The organism is Streptomyces sp. NPDC002476, from assembly GCF_042889785.1.
Classification (GTDB): domain Bacteria; phylum Actinomycetota; class Actinomycetes; order Streptomycetales; family Streptomycetaceae; genus Streptomyces.
The window spans coordinates 26,984-41,690 of the sequence record NZ_JBIARH010000032.1 but is presented as its reverse complement, the minus strand read 5'-3'; the positions used below and the strand labels follow the sequence as shown (position 1 = coordinate 41,690).

The 14,707-nt window shown below is 72.4% G+C and carries 13 protein-coding genes and 2 pseudogenes; 4 read left to right on the top strand and 11 right to left on the bottom strand.

Annotation, left to right across the window (positions count from 1 at the left end; translation table 11 throughout):
• Nucleotides 1-28 precede the first annotated feature (28 nt).
• The 4 genes from ACFYXM_RS28380 to ACFYXM_RS28365 are packed head-to-tail and all read right to left on the bottom strand — an operon-like array spanning nt 29 to nt 3,817.
• Complete coding sequence (locus ACFYXM_RS28380; RefSeq protein WP_389293529.1) at nt 29-1,243, bottom strand: NAD(P)/FAD-dependent oxidoreductase; 1,215 nt, start codon at nt 1,241-1,243, stop codon at nt 29-31.
• Nucleotides 1,240-1,587, bottom strand: a complete 348-nt coding sequence (locus ACFYXM_RS28375) for a bifunctional 3-phenylpropionate/cinnamic acid dioxygenase ferredoxin subunit (protein ID WP_389293528.1) — start codon at nt 1,585-1,587, stop codon at nt 1,240-1,242. The genes ACFYXM_RS28380 and ACFYXM_RS28375 overlap by 4 nt, the downstream gene beginning before the upstream one ends.
• Nucleotides 1,584-2,891: an aromatic ring-hydroxylating dioxygenase subunit alpha gene (locus ACFYXM_RS28370; RefSeq protein ID WP_389293527.1), complete on the bottom strand. Its 1,308-nt coding sequence runs from the start codon at nt 2,889-2,891 to the stop codon at nt 1,584-1,586. Before ACFYXM_RS28370 ends, ACFYXM_RS28375 begins: the two co-directional genes overlap by 4 nt.
• Nucleotides 2,888-3,817, bottom strand: a complete 930-nt coding sequence (locus ACFYXM_RS28365; RefSeq protein ID WP_389293525.1) for a VOC family protein — start codon at nt 3,815-3,817, stop codon at nt 2,888-2,890. The genes ACFYXM_RS28370 and ACFYXM_RS28365 overlap by 4 nt, the downstream gene beginning before the upstream one ends.
• Before the next feature lie 357 nt (nt 3,818-4,174).
• On the opposite strand from ACFYXM_RS28365, the gene ACFYXM_RS28360 reads away from it, so the two are divergent.
• Together ACFYXM_RS28360 and ACFYXM_RS28355 are read left to right on the top strand one after the other, a co-directional pair.
• Nucleotides 4,175-5,143 (top strand): zinc-binding dehydrogenase, encoded by a 969-nt coding sequence (locus ACFYXM_RS28360; protein WP_388650990.1) that lies wholly within the window; start codon nt 4,175-4,177, stop codon nt 5,141-5,143.
• Nucleotides 5,144-5,400: 257 nt separating this feature from the next.
• On the top strand, nt 5,401-6,249 hold the full coding sequence (locus ACFYXM_RS28355; protein WP_389293523.1) for an IclR family transcriptional regulator: 849 nt from the start codon (nt 5,401-5,403) through the stop codon (nt 6,247-6,249).
• A 147-nt stretch (nt 6,250-6,396) separates the two neighbouring features.
• Here ACFYXM_RS28355 and ACFYXM_RS28350 read toward each other — a convergent pair whose 3' ends face one another.
• The gene (locus ACFYXM_RS28350) at nt 6,397-7,002 is read right to left on the bottom strand and encodes a helix-turn-helix domain-containing protein (protein ID WP_389293521.1); all 606 of its coding nucleotides are present in this window, start codon (nt 7,000-7,002) and stop codon (nt 6,397-6,399) included.
• Nucleotides 7,003-7,387: 385 nt separating this feature from the next.
• Between ACFYXM_RS28350 and ACFYXM_RS28345 the strand changes: the two are divergent.
• Nucleotides 7,388-7,927: pseudogene (locus ACFYXM_RS28345) on the top strand (ABC transporter ATP-binding protein); the annotation flags it as partial.
• Between the two features lie 150 nt (nt 7,928-8,077).
• Here the strand turns inward: ACFYXM_RS28345 and ACFYXM_RS28340 are convergent.
• The 4 genes and pseudogenes from ACFYXM_RS28340 to ACFYXM_RS28325 form a co-directional block, all read right to left on the bottom strand.
• Complete coding sequence (locus ACFYXM_RS28340) at nt 8,078-8,476, bottom strand: DUF4440 domain-containing protein (protein WP_389293519.1); 399 nt, start codon at nt 8,474-8,476, stop codon at nt 8,078-8,080.
• A complete protein-coding gene (locus tag ACFYXM_RS28335) occupies nt 8,473-9,048 on the bottom strand; it encodes a DUF1697 domain-containing protein (RefSeq protein WP_389293518.1) in 576 nt (191 codons plus the stop codon). The genes ACFYXM_RS28340 and ACFYXM_RS28335 overlap by 4 nt, the downstream gene beginning before the upstream one ends.
• Nucleotides 9,049-9,333: 285 nt before the next feature.
• Complete coding sequence (locus ACFYXM_RS28330) at nt 9,334-10,536, bottom strand: S8 family serine peptidase (protein WP_389293516.1); 1,203 nt, start codon at nt 10,534-10,536, stop codon at nt 9,334-9,336.
• Nucleotides 10,537-10,884: 348 nt separating this feature from the next.
• A pseudogene (locus tag ACFYXM_RS28325) lies at nt 10,885-11,223 on the bottom strand (sugar ABC transporter substrate-binding protein); the annotation flags it as partial.
• 192 nt (nt 11,224-11,415) lie between these two features.
• Here ACFYXM_RS28325 and ACFYXM_RS28320 point away from each other — a divergent pair.
• The gene (locus ACFYXM_RS28320; protein WP_389293515.1) at nt 11,416-12,282 is read left to right on the top strand and encodes a phosphotransferase enzyme family protein; all 867 of its coding nucleotides are present in this window, start codon (nt 11,416-11,418) and stop codon (nt 12,280-12,282) included.
• 101 nt (nt 12,283-12,383) lie between these two features.
• Here the strand turns inward: ACFYXM_RS28320 and ACFYXM_RS28315 are convergent, their stop codons facing one another.
• Complete coding sequence (locus tag ACFYXM_RS28315) at nt 12,384-13,112, bottom strand: 3'-5' exonuclease (RefSeq protein WP_389293513.1); 729 nt, start codon at nt 13,110-13,112, stop codon at nt 12,384-12,386.
• A 76-nt stretch (nt 13,113-13,188) separates the two neighbouring features.
• Complete coding sequence (locus ACFYXM_RS28310) at nt 13,189-14,421, bottom strand: SAV2148 family HEPN domain-containing protein (RefSeq protein ID WP_389293512.1); 1,233 nt, start codon at nt 14,419-14,421, stop codon at nt 13,189-13,191.
• Between the last annotated feature and the right edge of the window lie 286 nt (nt 14,422-14,707).

Sequence of the window (14,707 nt, the reverse complement as noted above, 5' to 3'; positions counted from 1 at the left end):
GGAACGACAAGGGGGCGGGCGTGGCCGGTCAGCCGCGCAGCAGGGCGCGCAGCTCGACGGACTCGTCGGCGAGCCGTTGCGGAGTGACGGCGACGGCTCGGGCGATCAGCCGCTGGGCTGCCTTGATGTCCTTGGGCCGGTCGATCGCCGCGGCGGCGACCACCCGTCCCGCGCGCAGCCCGAACACGGTGAACGCGGCGGACCCGGCCTCCGGGCGGCGTACGGTCTCCTCGGCGTCGGCCATCGAGCCGACCGCTTCCAGGCGGCTGCCGTACCGGTCGGACCAGAACCAGGAGGCCGGTTCGCCGGGCGCGTCCGTCCCCAGCAGTCCGGCGGCCGCGGCCTGACCGGAGCGCTGCGCGGCGTCCCAGTGCTCGTGGCGCACCGGATGGTCCGCGCGACGGGCGACGTCCCCGACCGCGTGGACCCTCGGGTGCGAGGTGCGCTGGGCGGCGTCCACGACGATGCCGTTGTCGACGGTGAGCCCGGCGGCCTCGGCGAGCGCGGTGTCCGGCCGGATCCCGATGCCGACGACGACCGTGTCGGCGGTGATCGGCGAGGCGTGGCCGCCGACGGTGACGGTGACCTCGTCGGCGCCGGGCGCCCGGTCGATGCGCTCCACGCCGCCCGTGACGACGTCGACGCCCGCGGTCCGGTGCCGGTCGTGCAGCGCACGGGCGATCTCGGGCCCGACGACGGCGGTCAGCGGCACGGGCACCGGGTCGACGAGGGTGACCCGGCAGCCCAGTCCGGCGGCGACCGCCGCAGTCTCTGCGCCGATCAGCCCGGCCCCCACGACGGCGATCCGGGCCCCCGGGGTCAGCCGGGAGCGCAGGAGTTCGGCCTCGGCCCACGTGCGCAGGGTGTGCACGGCGGGGTCGTCGGCGCCCGGCACCGGCAGGGTGCGGGCAGTGCCGCCGGTGGCGAGGACGATCCGGTCGGCCGTCAACTCGGTGCCGTCGGCCAGTTCCAGTACGCCCTCGTCGGGGCGCAGCGCGGTCACGGCGGTCGCGGGCCGCAGGTCGATGCGCTGCTTCTCGTACCAGTCGGCCGGTCGCAGCGCCACGTCGTCGCGGACGGCGGCCCTGCCGAGCAGGACGTCCTTGCTGAGCGGCGGGCGGTCGTAGGGCACGCCCTCCTCGTCGCTCAGCAGCACGATCTCGCCGTCGTATCCGCCGGAGCGCAGCGCGTCGCAGGTGGAGACGGCGGAGATACCCGCGCCCACCAGGGCGATCCTCTTCATGCCGTGGGCTCCTGACCGGGGTGCAGCCAGATCCCGTCCTCGCGTACCTCGACCTTGTGGGTCCGGGCGGCGATGGTGGCGGGCATGCACTGCGGCTCGCCCGACCTGAGGCAGAAGCGGGCGCTGTGCAGGGGGCATTCGACCTCGCCGTCCTCGATCCAGCCGTCGGCGAGCGACGCCTGGCCGTGCGAGCAGGTGTCGTCGAGCGCGTAGTAGGCGCCACCGTCGTGGAAGACGGCGATGGCGTCGTGGTAGCCGGTCCGCTCGGCGGGCACCTGGAGGGCCTCGCCCTCCTCGATGTCGCCGATGTCGGCGACCCGGATCGCGTTGCCGGTGGTGTTCATCGTTCTTCAGCCGCCTTCTCGTGCCAGGCCGGGGTGTTCATCAGGTCGCGCCAGCGGGTGTAGAAGCCACGGGCGGCCCCGTCGGAGTACAGGTGTCCGGTGGTGCCGGGGTGGACGCCGTCCTCGGCCCCCGTCCCGATGCCCATCTGGTAGTTGAGCGCCATGCCGCCGGCCACGAAGCCGTGCGCGGTGGCCTGGACCTCGCTCCAGTTCTCGCCGTCGTCCTGCTCGAAGATGCCGGTGGGTCCGAACGTGCGGAGGTTGTAGAGCCGCTGGGCGTTCTTCACCTCGTCGGGCATCGACTTGTCGACGATCGTCCATGCCCAGACCTCCATCCGGTCCGGACCCTTGGGGTGCCAGACGCGGATGCTTCCGTTCACGGGCAGGTAGGAGAAGTTGGGGAAGACGTTGGCGTGTCCGGTCGTCATCGGACCCTCGGCGCGCTCCTTGCCGAGGCGTTCGCGCAGCCGGTCGTAGTCGTAGTACTCGTGCACCACCTGGTCGTCGAAGCGGCTCTTGGGGTGGGTCGGGAAGCCGGCGCCGTGCCCGTTCGGGTCGGTGTACTGGCGGCCGGGCGTCTGCACGATCTCGGTCTTTGGCCCCTTGCCGGTGGGTGACATGACCATCAGGGCGGAGGCGTGCGAGATGTTGACGTGGTACCAGTCGGACGAGAACTGCTCGGCGGCGAGCTTCCAGTTGCCCTCCAGCACCCACTTGTGGACCCCGCCGACGACCTCGGTGCCCTCCGGATCGCGGTCGAGCATGGCGTCCATGTACCAGGTCATGCCGCCGAGCGCCTCGACCAGCGCGGGGGCGTCCGGATTCCAGGTCGCGAAGATCAGGCCCTTGTACGTGTCCAGCTGGGCGACCTCGATCAGGCCCCAGCGGCTCTCGTCGAAGTCGGCCGGATAGCCCTCACGGTTGGGGACGTTGATCAGCTTGCCGGAGGTGTCGAAGGACCACCCGTGGTAGTTGCAGGTGAACGCCTTGGTGGCTCCGGCGTCGGCGCGGCAGACCCGCATGCCGCGGTGCCGGCAGGCGTTGAGGAAGGCCCGGATGCGCCGGTCCTTGCCCATGGTCACGATGACCGGGTCCTCGCCCATGTACGTGCTGAAGAAGTCACCGGGCTTCTTGAACTGGGACTCGTGGGCGAGGAACAGCCAGCTGGGCGCGAAGACGCGGCGCAGTTCCTGCTGGTAGAGCCCGCTGTCGCTGAAGATCCCGCGGTCGACGAGGCCCTGGTCGATGTCGAAGTACCCGCTGACGTCCACGGAGGGGGCCGGGGTGCGGTTCAGGGCGCTCATGCCGTGGCTCCTTCCGGGGCGGCCGGGGGCACGGCGGGGGCGGGCTTGGGCGGGCGGTGGTGGCCCCACAGGCTGGTGCCGTCGACGCGGGTCGCGGTCCACGGGTCGGCGACGGTGATCGCCCCGTGGCCGTACTCGATCTCGAAGCCGGAGGGCGTGATCGCGTAGAAGGAGAGCATCTTGTCGTTGCTGTGCCGGCCGAGGGTGAGCGCGACGGGCGCGGCGCCTTCCAGACAGCGGTCGTAGGCGTGGCCGACGGTGTCGAGGTCGTCGACCTCCAGCATGAAGTGGAACAGCTCGCCCGGGTCGACGTCCTTGCGCGGCTTGCGCTCGGGCTCGATGACGAGCCCGGCGAAGGCGAGCGAGTGGTGGCGCGGATTGGTGTGCAGGAACGCGATGCGCTTGCGGCCGAGGTCGCAGAAGTCGGAGATCCGGAAGCCGAGCAGTTCCGTGTAGAACCGGAGCGTCGCGGCGTAGTCGCGCACCGAGAACACCACGTGGCCCAGGCCCTGTTCGCCGGTGACGAAGCGGGCGCCGGTCGGCGAGACGAACGGCGTGACGGCGGTACGGGCGCCGTGGAAGATCTCGACCCGGACGCCGTCGGGGTCCTCGACGTGGAAGAGGCCGAGCACATCGCGCTCGCGCAGCAACCGCTCGTCGGCGTGTGTCACTTCGACACCGGCGGCGGCCAGCTCCGCCGCCGCGGCGGCCAGTTCGGCGGGGCCGGGCACTTCCCAGCCGACGTAGCCGAATTCCTCGGTGTCGGCCTCGTGCAGGGCGATGCGCCAGGCCCGGTCGTCCGCACGCAGCCGCAGCCCGTCATCGGTGGTCCGTGCCGACAGTCCGAGCACGTCCTCGGCGAAGGCGCGCCATCGGTCGACGTGCCGGGTGCGGAGTCCGAAGTATCCCAGTCCGCTGAGTTGCATGACGGGCCGTCCCTTCAGGTCTGGTCAGGGGGTACGGGCGGGGCCGGACGGGCTGTCGGTCCGTACGGGCAGCACCCAGCAGACGACGTCCCGGGCGGCGCTGCCACGCGTTGTGCCGCCCTGTGGAACGCGTCCGGGTCACGCCGCCCGGCGCCCGGTCACCGGCCGCGCCCGCGTCCTGCGTCCTGCGTCCGCCGGTTCGGGCCGGGTCCGGCGGGCCCGCCGGACGTTCGTGCCGCTTTCCGGCACGGCCGCTGGCCGCCGGACGCCCGGTCCGGGAAGGGTCGGGGGTTCGCGCGGTGCGCCGGCAGGCGCCCGTGCGCCGATCCCGATGACGCCCCGCCCCCAGGAGGACCGATGCTCGCCGCCGTCGCCGTACGCCAGGACCCCGCCGATCCGCTCGGCGGGCTGGAGCTGCGCGAGGTCGCCGCTCCGGTGGCCCCGCCCGGCTGGGCGGTGGTCCGCGTGGTCGCGGCCGCGCTGAACCACCACGACATCTGGACGCTGCGCGGGGTAGGCCACCCGGCGGACCGGCTGCCCATGGTGCTGGGCTGTGACGCGGCCGGGTACGACGAGGACGGGAACGAGGTCGTCGTCCATCCGGTCATCGGCGACCCGCAGGCCGGGGGCGGCGACGAGACCCTGGACCCCGGCCGGGCGCTGCTGTCGGAGCGGCACGACGGGGCGTTCGCCGAGTTCCTGTGCGTACCGCGGCGGAATCTGATCCCCAAGCCGGCCGCGCTGTCCTTCGCGGAGGCCGCCTGTCTGCCGGTGGCCTGGCTGACCGCGTACCGGATGCTGTTCACCCAGGCACGGACACGTCCCGGCGACCGAGTGCTGGTGCAGGGCGCGGGGGGCGGTGTGGCCTCGGCGGCCATCACGCTGGCGCGGGCGGCCGGAGCCCGGGTGTACGCGACCAGCCGGTCGGAGGCGAAGCGGGACGCGGCCCTGGAGATGGGGGCCCATGTGGCGCTGCCCACCGGGGAACGGCTTCCGGAGAAGGTCGACGTGGTCGTGGAGACGGTCGGCGAGGCCACCTGGTCCCACTCGCTGCGCTCGCTGCGGGCCGGCGGCACGGTGGTGGTGGCCGGCGCGACCAGCGGGGCCAACCCGCCGGCCGACCTGAACCGGGTCTTCTACCTCCAGCAGAGGGTGCTGGGCTCCACCGGCGGGACGCGCCAGGAGTTCGTGTCGCTGCTGCGGTTCATGGAGAGTGCCGGGGTGCGGCCCCGGATCGACCGGGAGATCCCGCTGACCGCGATCCACGACGGCTTCCGCGCCATGATCGACGGTGAGGTCACGGGGAAGGTGATCGTCCGCCCCTGACCTGGTCCGCACCCCCGGGCACGGGCCGGACGACGGCGAGCGCTACGCCCGTCCGGCCCGGTTCCGCGGCTGAGGCGTCTCGCACACCGTCCGGACACGGAGGGTGTCCGCCCGGTCACCCGGCCCCTCAGATGTGACATGCGAGGCACCGCTTTCTCCATTTTGCGGAGCCTTTGCTCTTCACGGTGCCGAGACGGTCATCTAAAGTGGACATGCGTCCATTGAAGTGGTCGCCGTAGAATGTTGCGGAGGCGGACATGCTCGACCCCATCTCGACCACCGATGCCGGGAGCGCGTCCGGCACCGGCCCCTCGCAGGATCAGCAGACCGCCGTGGACAAGGCGTTGACCCTGCTGATGTCGCTGGCCGAGGAGGACCGCGAGGTCGGCGTCAGCGAACTCGCCCGCCGCACCCGGCTCACCAAGTCGACCGCGTTCCGGCTGCTGGGCATCCTCCAGCGCAACGCCGTGGTCGAGCGCGTCGGGAGCAGCTACCGGCTCGGCCCCCAGCTCTTCGACATCGGGCGCCGGGCCTACGGGCCGACGCCGCTGATGCTCCAGGAACGGCTGCTCCCCTTCCTCACCGAGCTGTACGTCCTCACCCACGAGACCGTGCACCTGGCGGTGCTGCACCGCACGGACGTCATGTACGTCAACAAGCTGCACGGCCACCGCCGGGCCCGTACGCCCACCCGGATCGGTTCGCGGCTGCCCGCGTCCTGCACCGCGGTCGGCAAGGCGCTGCTCGCCTTCGACCACGACGCGGCGGAGCTGGCCATCGCCCAGGGGCTGTCCGCGCCGACGGAGCACTCGGTGACCGATCCGGCGGAGTTCCGGGCCGAACTGGCCCGGGTCCGGCGCGAGGGAATCGCGTACGAGCGCGAGGAGATCCTGCCGGGCGTCACGTGCGTGGCGGTGCCGGTCATGGGCGCGGCCGGCCGCCCGGTCGCCGCGATCTCGGTCTCCGGCGCACTGCACCGCTTCGAACCCGCCCGGGTCGCGCCGGAGCTGCGCCGGGTCGCCTTCGAGGCGGCCAGGGAGCTGGGCGCCGCGGCCCGCCCGCGCGGCCGTCGCCGCCCGGCGTCGGCGGAGCCCGCGGCCGCCTGAGCCTCGCCGCCCCGCCCGGCCCGGCCCCCGGCACCGTCGCGCACCGTCGCGCAACGACGTGCCGCCGGGGCGCCTGAACGCCTGAACGCCTGAACGCCTGAACGCCTGAACGCCTGAACGCCGACAGCGTCGCTCGCCCGTCGGGTGTCAGTCCTCGGTGGCCACACCGTTTTCGCGGCGCACACCGCCGTGCACCCCGCCGGTGCCCGGCTGGACCCGCGGCACGCTCACCACGATGTGCACCACGCTCTCCTCGTCGAGGGACGCGTACAGATGGGGGCGATCGCCGGGGAAACGTACGAAGTCACCGGCGGACAGCTCCACCGGACTGTCCTCCGGGCCCACCCTGACCCGGCCGCTGATGACGTAGAGATGTTCGAGCGTGCCCACCGGGTGGGGCTGCGAGTGCCCCTCGCCCCGGATCCGCAGCACGTAGTTCTCGATGACGCCCGAGCCGTAGACATGGTCGAGGCTACGGACCTCGTAGCCGGAGCGCTCCTGCCAGGACGCGTCCCGGCCCCGACGCACGGTCATGACCTGCTCGCGTTCGGCCACCAGTCGCGTCACCGGCACGCCGAGGGCGGCCGCGACCGCGAACAGCGTCTCCACCGTGGGATTTCCGGTGCCCAGCTCGACCTTGGAGAGCGTCTGCTTGGCCAGCCCGGCCTGGCGGGCGAGTTCGGCCAGCGACAACCCACGCTGCTCTCTGAGGAAGCGCATGTTGCGCGCGACCACGGTGTTTCCTGTCGACACCGCACCACCATAGGGCACTTGGACGGCTCCGGACGGCGGGAAGCGGGAGATCGATGCAGGCGGCAGGGATCTCGCCGGCCCCGCTGCGGGTACCGGAACCGGTCCCGCAGCGGGTACCGTAGCCGGTCTCATATGAGCACGCGGCACATCGACACGCCCGCGCCCGTGACCGGCGCGGCCGGCCGGGACACCGAGGGCGCCCCGTATCCGGGCTGGGTGTTGCCGCAGCTCCAACAGGTCCACCAGCCACCGACGTTACGGCTCATCTGCTTGCCGCATCTGGGACACTGCACAGCGCCTCCCGCTCTCTCGCTGAGTGGTTACCCACCCCCGGCCGCCCATTCCCCGGCGGACGACGGCCGCCCGAGGCTCGGGCCTCACCGCACGGCATCCGCTGCGTTCCCCGCTGTCGGTGCGCGAGGTGGTGCTGACCGGTCTGACCAACTCGATCGAGCCGGTGCCTCGCTGGTCCCCGACCCGGGCGCAGCGAAACCGGGCCGCCAGACCCTGCTGGAGACCCTCGGCATGGGCGGGAAGACGGAGTCGCGCTGGCCCGCGCTCTCGCAGGGCGAGCGGGGCCGTACGCTCATCGCCCGCGCGCTGATGCCCGAGCCGCGCCTGCTGCTGCTCGACGAGCCGGCCACGGGCCTGGATCTCGCGGCCCGCGAGCAGTTGCTGGACAGTCTGGACGCGCTGCGCGAGGAGCATCCGGAGCCGGCCACCGTCCTGGTCACGCACCATCTGGAGGAGTTGCCGGCGTCCACCACGCACGCGATTCTGCTGCGCGGCGGACGCCATGTGGCGTCGGGCGACGCGGACGAGGTGCTGACCACCGGCCTGGTCAGCGACCTTCGGACATCCGGTGCGGATCTCCCGTACGGACGGCCGGTGGACGGCGCGGGCCCACCGGGCCGCACGCCGCTGAACGAGCGGGTCCGCCCCTGACCGCGCGACCGTCCCCGTCTGTCCGCGGCCGTCCACCGACGACCGTGACCACCCGCCGACGAGCGCGGCGGTCGCCCGCGCAGGGTCCGTACGCCACGGCTCGCGGCCCGTGACGCGCCGCCGCGCGGGCTCAGTCGTCGGCGTGGGGAACGATGTCCGTGGCCGTCGCGGCGAACGGTGTGGCCTGGTGGAAGTAGAGCGCCCAGCCCGTCCCGGTGAACAGCCACAGCGAACTGCGGTGGGCGAGGCGCCCCTTGCGTTCGGTGTCGTAGGTGAGGTGGACCAGTCCGCCGTCCAGCTGAACGCCGCGCATCCGCGACGCGGTGAGGGGGCCGGGGCGCGGGGCGCCCTGACCGGTGAGCGAGGCGATCATCGCGTCGCGGTCCCAGATCCGGCCGGTGGAATCGATCTCGCGGTAGTCCGGGTGCAGCACCTGGGCGAGGTCGTAGGCGCAGGCGCGTACCGCCGGGTCGAGAAGGCGCAGTTCGCCCTCCACCGCCGCGGCCACGCCGGGTGGCGTCCCGGTCATGCGCCGGCTCCGTGGTGCGTGGTCTCCCCGGCCGCCGTCAACTCCACCAGCTTGAGCACGGTGTTCCAGTTGCGGGAGGTGGCGGTGATACCCGGGGCGAGGGAGGGGCGGGACAGCGCGTCGGCGAGCCTGGACCGGCCCAACCCGTCGGGTGCGTAGAGGTACAGCGCGCGGTCCCCGAGCCGGAACTCCTCGGGGAGGTGGTCCGCCGCCTCGATCCGTTCGAAGCGCGCCGCGTCCACGGGCTGCCCGAAGTAGGTGACGTGCAACTGCCTGCCCTCCAGCTCGGCGGCCGGGAAGGGGCAGGCCGCGGCGACCGCCGCGAGGTACGCGCCGTCGCGGACCAGGCAGGGGACGGCGAACCCGAACCGCTTCTCGATGGCCCGCTCCAGGTCGGCGGCGAGCAGGTCCTCGTCGTCCGACGGGCTGCTGAAGACGGCGTTGCCGCTCTGCAGATGGGTACGGACGTCTCCGTGGCCCAGTTCGGTGAGCAGCGTGCGGAGTTCGGCCATCGGCACCCTCTTGTGGCCGCTCACATTGATCCCGCGCAACAGCGCCGCGTACATCGTCATGGGCACACCCTAAGGGCTGTCCCGTAATCCATCGCGGGCGCGCGACGACGGCTGCGGCACCTCGCCGCATTGTCGGAACGTCCGCATACATCCGGTATGCGGACGCCCCTCCGCCTTGCGATGCACCACATCCGACGCCGCACGCCGATCCACCAGGGATTACGGGACAGCCCTGAGGACGACACGCCCGCACGGAGCGGCCGCCGCGCCCCGTGGGGGAGGGCACGGCGGCCGTGGGCCCCGGGCGTGACCGGTGTCCGGACACCGGTCACGCCCGGGGGGCGACTACTCGACGATCTTGAGCAGCTTGTTGGGCGTGCCCTCGGTCGGGTTGGAGATCGCGTCGGGGGTGGCGCCCTCGGTCAGCGCCGTGGCGACCTCGTCCGGGGTGGCGTCCGGGTGTCCGGCGAGGTAGACGGCGGCGGCACCGACGACGTGCGGGGTCGCCATGGAGGTGCCGGAGATGGTGTTGGAGCCGTCGTCGCTGTCGTTCCAGGACGAGGTGATGTCCGAGCCGGGTGCGTAGATGTCCACGATCGAGCCGTAGTTGGAGAAGGACGACTGCTCGTCGTCCACCGTGGACGAGGCGACGGTGATCGCCTCGGGGACGCGCGCCGGCGAGGTCTGGCTCGCGTCGGAGGACTCGTTCCCCGCGGCCACGGCGAACGTGACCCCGGAGGCGATGGCCTTCTGTACCGCGGCGTCGAGCGCCTCGTCCGCGCCGCCGCCGAGGCTCATGTTGGCGACGGAGGGGCCCTTGTGGTTGGCGGTGACCCAGTCGATGCCCGCGACGACCTGCTCGGTGGTGCCGGAGCCGGAGTCGTCGAGGACCCGGACGGCCACGATCTTCGCCTTCTTGGCGACACCGTAGGTGGCACCGGCGATGGTCCCGGCCACGTGCGTGCCGTGGCCGTTGCCGTCGTCCGCGCTGTCGTCGTCGTCCACCGCGTCGTATCCGGAGGTGGCCCGGCCCTCGAACTCGTCGTGCGTGGTGCGGACACCGGTGTCGATGACGTAGGCGGTGACGCCCTCGCCCGCGCTGTCCGGGTAGGTGTACGCGTCGTCACCGGCCGTCTCGGTCTGGTCGATCCGGTCCAGCCCCCAGGACGGCGGGTTCTCCTGCGTGGCGTCGATGTGGAACTTCTTGTTCTGGACCACCTTGGAGACGGCCGGGTCGGCCGCGAGTCGCTTGGCCTCGGTGAGCGAGAGGCCGCTGGCGGAGAAGCCGTTGACGGCGGACTTGAAGTTCCGGTCGAGCTTGCCGCCGTACTTCTTGGCCAGCTTCGACTTGTCGGCCTTGTGGTCCAGCATCACGATGTAGCTGCCCTGGACGGCATCCGCCGCGCCGGCGCCGTAGACGACACCCATCGCGGGAGCGGACGCGGCTCCGGCCACGGGCGTGTTCAGCAGGGTGACTCCGGCGGCCGCCGCCACAGCGGTTATCGCGGCGGTGAGCTTGATCCGGCGTGCGCGCTTGTGAATAGCCATGAAGAGGGGTCTCCTCGTCATTCTTTGTGGGGGGATTGACCCCCGGCTGGAAGATCTCCGGGGGTTGGCTCGAAACCCTTGCCGATTGACGCGCTCAGATCAAGACCTTCTTACGGCTGTGACTTACGCAACAAAGTTTTGTAATAAAAATTCGGCCAGGCGGGCCCAAGTCGGGCGCGGGCGCCGCAAGATGGACCATTCGCACGGCCCCGACGCCCCCGCCAGGAGGGCCCGTACGCTTCGCACGAGGGAAGGCGGAGCGCGCCGGGCCGCGCGCACCGACGAGGACTCGGCTTGTTTACGCCCCCGGCCGTCGACGCCGTCCCGGCACCCGGGGCCCGACGGTGCGCCGAAGAAGCTGGGGAGGGTGCCGGAACCGCTCATGCCGAGCGCGGTGGGGTCGGCACCGCAGTCGACGGCGGTCTGGTCGTGGACGAATCCGGGGACGCCCCGGTCGCCGGGCTCGGCCCAAAGGGCCACCCTGCCGTCGGGACCGCGGCGGAAGAGCCTGCCGCCCGCGGAGAGCCCGAGGTTGAGGGTGAGGGAGACCGGTCCCTTGAGCGGCCGGGCGACCCCGCACCTGCCCTCGCCTGTCATTTTCCTGGCCGCGCGGCGGAACTCGCCCCAGCTCCAGGGACGGGCAGGGGTCGGCACGCGGACGCCGGATGCCTCCAGGAGCCTGGCGTTCAGGCCCTGGAAGCCACCGATACGGCCCTTTCACCCGGTTCGCACGCCCGCGCTGACTGATGTCAAGAATGGGCCCCTTTACGTCATTTGATCGGGTTCTTACCGCCCTGAACGCTCAGGTGATCCTCGTCATCGCGCTGAGGGGCCGTCGGTTTACCAAACCCGGCCGACAAAAGTGCGAAAATCGGATCCATGAACGAAATGCGTGCGCGTGAGGTATTGGTCGCTGCCGGACTGTCCGGCGGCGCGGAGCTGCTCGCGCTGGGCGAGAACGCGGTGTTCGCCGTGGACGATCTGGTGGTCAAGGTCGGCCGGGACGCGGTGCGCAGCCCGGAGCTGCGGGACCGGGCCGAGCGCGAAGTGGCGGTGGCGCGGTGGCTGGCCGCCTCCGGCGTCCCCGCCGTACGGGCGGCGGAGCCCGGGGTACGGCTGGTGGAGGGTCATCCGCTGACGTTCTGGCACCGGCTGCCGATGGCCGTGCGCCCCGCCGAGCCACGCGATCTGGCGGGGCTGCTCAGGCTGGTCCACACCCTGCCCGCCCCGGACGGGTTCACGCTTCCGCCCCGGGAGCTGCTGGGCGGCGTCGAGCGCTGGCTACGGCTCGCGGGCGACGCGATCGATCCGTCCGACGCCGACTATCTGCGGGAGCGCCGTGACGGCTTCGCCGCGGCCGCGGCGACGCTGATCCCGCGTCTGGCCCCCGGTCCGATCCATGGTGACGCCCTCCCCCGCAACGTGCACATCGGCCCGGACGGGCCGGTGCTGGTCGATCTGGAGACCTTCTCGGCGGACCTGCGGGAGCACGACCTGGTGGTGCTCGCGCTGTCGCGGGACCGGTACGGTCTGCCCGCCGAGGCGTACGACGCCTTCACCGCCGCGTACGGCTGGGACGTCCGCGAGTGGGACGGCTGCGCGGTACTGCGCGGCGCCCGGGAGACGGCGAGCTGCGCGTGGGTGTCTCAGCACGCGCCGACCAACCCCAAGGCGCTCGTGGAGTTCCGCCGCAGGGTGGCGTCGCTGCGCGACGGGGACACGACCGTGCGGTGGTATCCGTTCTGAGACACCGTCCCGGGCTTCCCGGCGGGGCCTGCGGCCGTCGTGCGATCCCGGCGGAGCGGAGGCCGGCCGGTGAGCCCCGGCGGGCCGGGGCACTCCCGCCCTCAGCCGGTCACCCGGGCGGGCTCCCGCAGCGGCCAGTGGCCGTCCACCACGGCGTCCGCGGTGCCCTTGCGGCGCAGGAACTCCTGGAAGTCGGCCGCCCATCGCGCGTACCACTCCACCTGGCGCTCGTGCAGTTCGGCGGCGGTGAGCCCGGCCACCGAGCCGTGCCGCTCGGCTATCGCGTACGCCACCCGGACCGCGGCAAGCGCGTCCGCCGCCGCGTCATGGGCGCCGCCGTGCACCACCCCGTACTCGACGCAGACCGCTTCGAGGGTCCGCTTCCCCTTCCGGTAGCGGTCGACGGCCCGGTCGATGGTGTACGGGTCGACGACCGGTCCGATCCCGGCGCCGTCGAGCCGGTCGCTCAGGGACGGCAGCCCGTGCCGGTGCAGCTCGGCCGTCAGCAGCGTCAGGTCGAAGGCCGCGTTGTACGCGACGACGGGGACGCCCCGGCGCCAGTGGCCGGTGAGCGTGTCGGCGATCTCGTCGGCCACCTCGCGCACCGGCCGCCCCTCCGCCGCCGCCCGCTCGCTGCTGATGCCGTGGATCGCCGACGCCTGCGCGGGGATCCGGATGCCCGGATCCGCCAGCCAGGTGCGCTGCCGCACCGGCTCCCCGTCCCCCGTCTCGACGCCCACGACCGCGGCCGTCACGATCCGGGCCTCCAGCGGGTCCGTGCCCGTCGTCTCCAGGTCGAAGCCGACCAGCGCCTCCCGGTGCCAGCTCATCGGGTACCTCCTTCGTGTTCCTCCCCCATGTGGTGACCACCCTCGCACGCACCACTGACAACGGGCCCACGGCCCCTCAGGAGACGGGCCGGGAGTCCGTCCACACGGACTCGAACTCCTCGCGGTACGTCTCGAACAAGCCGTGCTCGCTGTCCTGCCCGGCCCGCACCACCGCGCGCCCGCCGCCCCGCAGCACCAGCACGGGCGACTCCATGCCGCGTGCGCGCCGCAGATACGGCTGCACCACCCCGACCGCGTCCGTCCCGTCGCCGTCCACGAGGTAGGCCGTGAAGCGCGGTGTCTCGTCGAAGACGTGGATCTCGAACGCCCCGGGGTCGCGGAGCTTGGAACGGACGCGGCGCATGTGGAGGATGTTCATCTCCACGGACCGGCTCAGTTCGCCCTTCTTGAGGCCCAGTTCCCGCTCGCGCCGCTTGACCGCGCTGCTCGCCGGGTTGATGAACAGCAGCCTGACCCGGCAGCCGGACTCGGCCAGCCGGATCAGCCTGCGGCCGGAGAAGTTCTGCACCAGCAGGTTGAGTCCGATGCCGATCGCGTCGAGGCGCCGTGAGCCGCCGAACAGGTCCTCGGCGGGGAGCTGGCGCTGGAGCCGCACCCGGTCGGGATGGACCGACACCACGTCCGCGTACCGGTCGCCGACCAGTTCCTCGACGGCGTCGACCGGGAGCCGGTCGGCCGACGGGACCGAGGCGCCGCCGCCCAGGATCTCCAGGAGCCGGGCGGAGGCGCGCTCGGCCTGGGCGAGGACCGCCTCGTTCAGCGCGCGGTTGCGGGAGACCACGTTGCGCGCGACCTCCAGCTCGTCGAGCGCCAGTTCGACCTCGCGGCGGTCGTCGAAGTAGGGCTCGAAGCACGGCCAGTGCTGGACCAGCAGCTCCCGCAGCTGGGGCAGGGTGAGAAAGCTGAGCACGTTGTCGTCGGCCGGGTCGAGCAGATAGCCCTTGCGCCGGGAGACCTCGCGCACGGCGACGGCACGCTGCACCCACTCCTGCCCGGCGGGCCCGGCGGCGGCCACCACCCACTCCTCGCCGTGGACCGGCTCGTAGATGGGCCGCAGCACCGCCGCGACCACGGCCCGCAGCCGCTGCTCCACGAGGTTCAGCCAGATGTAGGCGCGTCCGGCCCGCTGGGCGCGGGTGCGCACCTCACTCCAGGCGTCCGCTCCCCAGTCCAGTTCCGCGCCGATCTCCACGGGCCGGGCAAGCGAGACCGCCCCTGGTGGGGCATCGGCGGATTCCCCCTCGTGACCTGTGTCACCCGGGGGCAGCTCGAAGCCTTCCGAGCTCACCCGTGCACCGCCTTCCACTCCCCCACCAACGATCAAGGAAGGGTACTCCGCGAGCGCGATCCGGTGCAGCCGGATGCACAGGCTGCTTTCATCAACTCCCCAACGGGGAAAGCGCGTTCCCCCAGGCGAGATCCGCCGTAGTGAGCGGATTCATAGCGATTGGACCCCTGCCCGAGGCTTCGTTCCGGGGCCGGAGAGATTTCGGGGCCCGGGATTCCGGCCCCGGGGGCGACACGGAGCGGACCGATGTTGACCGGCCCGTGCGACGTCCTAGGAAGCCGCACCC

Bases quoted from the DNA above. Each gene is read 5' to 3' on its own strand.
- ACFYXM_RS28365 (WP_389293525.1), bottom strand. From the start codon at position 3,817: ATGCAACTCAGCGGACTGGGATACTTCGGACTCCGCACCCGGCACGTC.
- ACFYXM_RS28340 (WP_389293519.1), bottom strand. From the start codon at position 8,476: ATGACCGGGACGCCACCCGGCGTGGCCGCGGCGGTGGAGGGCGAACTG.
- ACFYXM_RS28360 (WP_388650990.1), top strand. From the start codon at position 4,175: ATGCTCGCCGCCGTCGCCGTACGCCAGGACCCCGCCGATCCGCTCGGC.
- ACFYXM_RS28320 (WP_389293515.1), top strand. From the start codon at position 11,416: ATGAACGAAATGCGTGCGCGTGAGGTATTGGTCGCTGCCGGACTGTCC.
- ACFYXM_RS28330 (WP_389293516.1), bottom strand. From the start codon at position 10,536: ATGGCTATTCACAAGCGCGCACGCCGGATCAAGCTCACCGCCGCGATA.
- ACFYXM_RS28380 (WP_389293529.1), bottom strand. From the start codon at position 1,243: ATGAAGAGGATCGCCCTGGTGGGCGCGGGTATCTCCGCCGTCTCCACC.
- ACFYXM_RS28315 (WP_389293513.1), bottom strand. From the start codon at position 13,112: ATGAGCTGGCACCGGGAGGCGCTGGTCGGCTTCGACCTGGAGACGACG.
- ACFYXM_RS28375 (WP_389293528.1), bottom strand. From the start codon at position 1,587: ATGAACACCACCGGCAACGCGATCCGGGTCGCCGACATCGGCGACATC.
- ACFYXM_RS28370 (WP_389293527.1), bottom strand. From the start codon at position 2,891: ATGAGCGCCCTGAACCGCACCCCGGCCCCCTCCGTGGACGTCAGCGGG.
- ACFYXM_RS28335 (WP_389293518.1), bottom strand. From the start codon at position 9,048: ATGACGATGTACGCGGCGCTGTTGCGCGGGATCAATGTGAGCGGCCAC.
- ACFYXM_RS28355 (WP_389293523.1), top strand. From the start codon at position 5,401: ATGCTCGACCCCATCTCGACCACCGATGCCGGGAGCGCGTCCGGCACC.